The following is a 4,780-nucleotide window of genomic DNA, read 5'->3' on the forward strand; positions in this document are numbered from 1 at the left end:
CCCGCACTCCCGGGCGGCGGTGTCACCCCATGCCCGCACGGCGGCCCGCAGGCCAAACGGCCGAGCCGCGGCGTCCGGGAAACACGGTTGACGGTGCGCGGGAGCCGCCGCTTGGCTGCCGTCATGAGTGATCTCCACATCCGGCCGGTGGACGGCGATGCCTCGATCGAGGCCTGGCGGCACGTCCACAACGTGATCATCCCGACCGCACCGCTCTCGCTCGACGAGGTGCGGCGGAACGCGGACCGCTACCACCTGGAGGTCGCCCGCCTCGGCGACGACCCCGTGGGATGCTCGACCGTCCGCCCGCCGACCGCGGAGGAACCGGCCGCGACCGTGATCGCCCGGGTCCTGCCGGAGTACCGCGGCCGGGGCATCGGGACGGCGATCCACCGCCGGTGCCTCGAACAGGCCCGCGCGACGGGCGCCGAGCGGATCGAGACGATCGTCCTGGCGTCCAACACCGAGGGCGTCGCCTTCGCCCTGGCGCAGGGCTTCGTTCAGGTCGAGGAGTACCTGCTGCCCGGCGACACGGTGCCCTTCCTCACGCTGCGCCTGCCCTGAGCCGGACGAGGGCCGGATGCCGGCGGGTCACAGCAGCCGGACGAGGGCCGGGAGCACGATCGCCACGGCGATCGGCACCGCGCCGATCAACACGAAGGACAGGCCGAGCCTGCGGGTCTCCGGGATCTCGACGGTCCGTTCGTGGTGGCGGAGGCGGGCGAGATCGGCCTTGGTGCCGGGTTCGAAGCCCTCGGCGGCCCGCGGATGGCGGACGACCGGGCAGGGGCCGCCGACCGCCAGGTCGGGGCGGAGCGGCACCCACAGCGTGCGCCGGAGGGTCTCGCCGTCCGGGAAGTCGACCGTGACGGTCGCGTTCATCCGCCGTTCGTCCCAGCTGATGTACCGGAGCTCGACCACCCGTGCCGCGGCCTCCGTCCCGTTCTCCTCCAACGACGCGAGGCGGCGGATGCGCGCACACGACGCGGGGAGGTTGAGCAGGACGAGGAGGCCCAGGCAGAACGGCAGCAGGCCCAGCACGGTCAGCACGATCCTCAGGACGGTCATCCGCCGGAACGTACCCTGCCGCACCGACACCCGGTGGGTGCCGCCGACGGCCGGGCCGGTACACCCCGGTGCGGCACGGCGCGGAACGGCACGGCGGCCGGGAAGCCGCCGTGCCGTCCGCCGTGCCGGTGGCGGGGGATCAACCCGCCGTGCAGGCACCCACCTTGGGGGCCGTGGTGTTGCCGTTGGACGTCACCGTGAAGCCGAAGCTGGTCGACGCGCCGGCGGCCAGGCTGCCGTTGCCGTTGGGCTTCACCGTCATGACGTTGCCGCTGCTGTCCCAGCTCGGTGAGCCGTTCCAGGTGGCCGACACCTTCTGCGGCGGGGTGACGGTCACCGTGACCGTCCAGGAGGTGATCGCGGTGCTGCCCGCCGTCACCGTCACCTGCCCGTTGAAGCCGCCGTTCCAGCTCTGCGTGAGGCTGTAGGCGGCCGTGCAGGAGCCCGAGCCCGTGCCGCCTCCGCCGCCCCCGCCGCCCGAGCCCGAACCGCCGAGTGCGGTCAGCACCGCGGTGTACGCGGCCTTCTTGCCGTAGTTGCCGTCGAACAGCAGCGGGGTGCCGCTGCTGCGCCACGAGTACTTGTCGGTGATGCCCCACACCGTGATGCCGGTGCACCGGGTGACGGCCAGGCAGGCGTTGACCACGTCGGTGTAGCTGGTGGCCTGCGCCGAGCCGGAGCCCTCGATGTCGAGTTCGGTGATCTGCACGTCCACGCCGAGGTCGGCGAAGCGCTGCAGGTTGGCCCGGTAGTCGCTCGGCACCGGCGAGGCGCTGTTGAAGTGCGACTGGAAGCCCACGCAGTCGATCGGCACGCCGCGCTGCTTGAAGTCCTTCACCATCGCGTAGACCGCGTTGCTCTTCGCGTTCTGCCCGTCGGTGTTGTAGTCGTTGTAGCAGAGCTTGGCGTTGGGGTCGACGGAGCGGGCGGTGCGGAACGCCTCCTCGATGTACCCGTTGCCGAGCTTGTCCTGGAAGGGCGAGCTGCGCCGGGCGCCGCTGCCGCCGTCCTGGAAGGCCTCGTTGACGACATCCCAGGCGTAGATCTTGCCCTTGTAGTGCGTCATCACCTGGGTGATGTGGTTGTTCATCGCGGTGCGCAGGTCGGCGGCGGACAGGCCGCCGACCCAGCCGGGAAGCTGGGAGTACCAGACCAGCGTGTGGCCGCGGACCTTCATGTTCTTGCCCTGCGCGTGGGCGACGATCTGGTCGGCGGACGCGAAGTTGAACGAGTTGCGGGTGGCCTCGACGGCGTCCCACTTCATCTCGTTCTCCGGGGTGACCGCGGTGAACTCGGTGTCCAGGGTGCTCGCGTAGGCGGACTCGCCGAGGTGGCCCGCGGCCACGGCGGTGCCGAAGTAGCGGCCCTTGGCGGCGGCTGACGCGCCGAGCGTGCTCGCGGCGTCGGCGGTGCCGGCCGCACCGGCCAGGCCCGCCGCGGCGAGCACACCGGCCGTACCGGCCAGCAGCACGCGGCGGAGCAGCCCCGGGGCACCGGGGGAGCGGTGGATCATCGACAACCTCTTCTTCCGTCGGCCGGACGGCAGTGGGGCCCGTCCGGACAGGCTGGGTGGGACCTGTTGCGGTGCTGTGCGTCCGCCACGCGGCCAGCGGCGGGAGGTCGATCGCCGACGAGTATGTCCCTCTTGTCGAATGCGGGTCAATACTGAGTTTCGAAGTGACTGGCGAAAGTTTCTATCGATCGATGGCAGGCTCCGGTGCTTGCTGGAAGCGAAGCCTGACGGGGCGGCGGGCCTTGGTTCTGGCCGGGTTTGGCCAGAAGTGGCGCCGCTGTTGTCGAAAACTTTCGCCCGTGTGTGGGCATGCAGAAGGGCCGGGCGCCGCAGCGGTGCTGTGGGCGTGCGGCGCCCGGCGGGCGGCCCGGTGGGTGGGGTCCGGGGCCGCCGATGGGGGATGGTCAGCGGTGCGTACCGGCCGGCAGGCCGAAGGCCAGCGCGGGCGAGGCGTTGGCGGCCAGGGTGTGGGCCTGGGCGGGCCACCATGCGCCGGCGGCCGGGTCGGCGGCGCCGTACTCGGGGTCGGTGCCGCCGGTGGTGCCGCGGGTGCAACTGCCGTCGGACTCGCCCGGCACCTTGACCCAGAGGAAGGCGTCCAGCAGCGGCGTGCCGGTGTCGGCGGTCGGACGGGTGCCGAGGCCGCGGCCCGGCGGGTTGCACCAGGTCTGCGGGTCCGGGTAGGTCGCGGTGGGCGTCCACGGGCCCTGCCCGTTGCGGCTGCTGTCGACCACGAAGTGCGGCAGCTTCGCGTCGGCGGGGACGTGGGCGGTGTACCAGGCGTCCGCGTCGGCCTGCGGCCAGTACTGGTTGGCGCAGTCGTCGGCGACCGCGCCCGGGGTGTGCGAGAGGTACCAGCTGCACTTGGCGACCTGGGTGCCGTAGCGGACCAGGTCGGCGTCGCGCTGGTAGTTGGAGACGTTGAGGAAGAAGCCCTGGGCGCGCTCGACGCCGCCGTCCACCAGCAGCTTCGCCATGGTGCCGGTGGACTGCCAGGCGCTGTGGCCGGCGTCCGGGTAGACGGCCGCGTGCGGCTGCTCGGCGAGCCGGTCGACGGCGCCGTTGATCTCGGCGAGCCGGTCGGCCTGCTGTTGGGCGGTGCCGCCGCAGTAGGCGGGGCTCAGGGCGAGGCCGTCCGGCTCCAGGACCACCACCGTGCGGCGGTCGCCGATGCCCCGGGCGAGGCCGTCGACCCAGGCCGCGTACTCGGCGGAGTTGGAGGCGCCGCCGGCGGAGTACTGCGAGCAGTCCCGGCCGGGCACGTTGTACGCCACCGCCACGGGGGTCTGGTGCTGCCGCGCGGCCCTGGCCTGCAGCTGCGCCATCGCGGTGGTGGTCTCCTGCGGGGTCGCGGTGCCGTTGAACCACTGGGCCACCGGGTACGAGCCCATCTTCGCCATGGCGAGCGCGTTGCCCCAGTCGCCCGCCCCGAGGTCGGCGGCGGCCTGGTGCAGGGCCTTGCTGTCGAGGTCGACGTAGAAGCTGGTGCCGGGGCCGGGTGCCCGGCCCGCGGCCCGGTCGCTGCCGGGGGCGGCGGACGCGGTGGCGGGCAGGCAGCAGACCGCGGCGGCGGCGACGGCGGCGCTCGCGGCCGCGATTCGACGGCGTGGGCGGGACACGTGCGGCTCCTAGGGCTGGCGTACGGGCTGCGCAGGGCGAGGGTGCGGGCGACTCGTGGGAGCGCTCCCAAGCGCGAGGGAAGTTCTAGTCGCAGCCGTCCGCCGCGTCAAGGCTCCGCGCAGGACGGGTGGTTGGGCGCCGGGCCGGCAGGCGTGCGGGGCTCCGGGCGCCCTCGGGATGTTTGCGGCCGAGTCGTTCACTCCGCTGAATCCGCTGCCTGGGCCTGCGGGCGTCGAGGAGGCGCGCTGCGATCAATGTTCCGCTGTGTCACAGGCATTGACGCACTGTCAGGTTCGCGCCTACGGTCTGGCCATGGATGAAACCATCGTTCATTGATGTGAACGTCGATGGTTGACTCCGGGGTCGCCCCCGCCCGTGCGGATCGTCCGGGCCCGACCCCGCCCCCCGTCCGCCGTGCGGTGTCGAGCAGGCCTGCCGCCGCCCGCCGGGCGGTACCCCCCGCCCGTCCTATCGAGGGACTGATTGTCATGATCGCAACAGTTCGACGTGCCGTGCCCGGACGCCGGGCGCTGGCCGCCGCCGTCGGCGCCGGGCCCCCCCCCCCCGGCCCCCCCCCCC

General features: G+C 73.0%; 4 protein-coding genes. 1 reads left to right on the forward strand and 3 read right to left on the reverse strand.

Annotated elements, in window-relative coordinates; genetic code table 11:
• Positions 1 to 123 precede the first annotated feature (123 nt).
• The gene (locus tag ABZ641_RS26020; RefSeq protein ID WP_344627407.1) at positions 124 to 564 is read left to right on the forward strand and encodes a GNAT family N-acetyltransferase; all 441 of its coding nucleotides are present in this window, start codon (positions 124 to 126) and stop codon (positions 562 to 564) included.
• Between the two features lie 27 nt (positions 565 to 591).
• Here ABZ641_RS26020 and ABZ641_RS26025 read toward each other — a convergent pair whose 3' ends face one another.
• The 3 genes from ABZ641_RS26025 to ABZ641_RS26035 all read right to left on the reverse strand — a co-directional run bounded on the left by ABZ641_RS26025 (position 592) and on the right by ABZ641_RS26035 (position 4,200).
• The gene (locus ABZ641_RS26025; RefSeq protein WP_359985420.1) at positions 592 to 1,068 is read right to left on the reverse strand and encodes a hypothetical protein; all 477 of its coding nucleotides are present in this window, start codon (positions 1,066 to 1,068) and stop codon (positions 592 to 594) included.
• A gap of 139 nt (positions 1,069 to 1,207) precedes the next feature.
• Positions 1,208 to 2,581 (reverse strand): endo-1,4-beta-xylanase, encoded by a 1,374-nt coding sequence (locus ABZ641_RS26030; RefSeq protein ID WP_344627405.1) that lies wholly within the window; start codon positions 2,579 to 2,581, stop codon positions 1,208 to 1,210.
• Between the two features lie 404 nt (positions 2,582 to 2,985).
• Entirely contained in the window at positions 2,986 to 4,200 is a 1,215-nt protein-coding gene (locus ABZ641_RS26035) for a glycoside hydrolase family 6 protein (protein WP_359985422.1), read from the reverse strand.
• Positions 4,201 to 4,780: the final 580 nt, after the last annotated feature.

It is taken from the genome of Kitasatospora sp. NPDC007106, from assembly GCF_040634455.1.
GTDB classification, from domain to species: Bacteria; Actinomycetota; Actinomycetes; order Streptomycetales; family Streptomycetaceae; genus Kitasatospora; species Kitasatospora arboriphila.

Excerpts from the sequence above, each read along its gene's own strand:
- ABZ641_RS26020 (WP_344627407.1), top strand. The coding sequence starts at position 124 with ATGAGTGATCTCCACATCCGGCCGGTGGACGGCGATGCCTCGATCGAG.
- ABZ641_RS26025 (WP_359985420.1), bottom strand. The coding sequence starts at position 1,068 with ATGACCGTCCTGAGGATCGTGCTGACCGTGCTGGGCCTGCTGCCGTTC.
- ABZ641_RS26030 (WP_344627405.1), bottom strand. The coding sequence starts at position 2,581 with ATGATCCACCGCTCCCCCGGTGCCCCGGGGCTGCTCCGCCGCGTGCTG.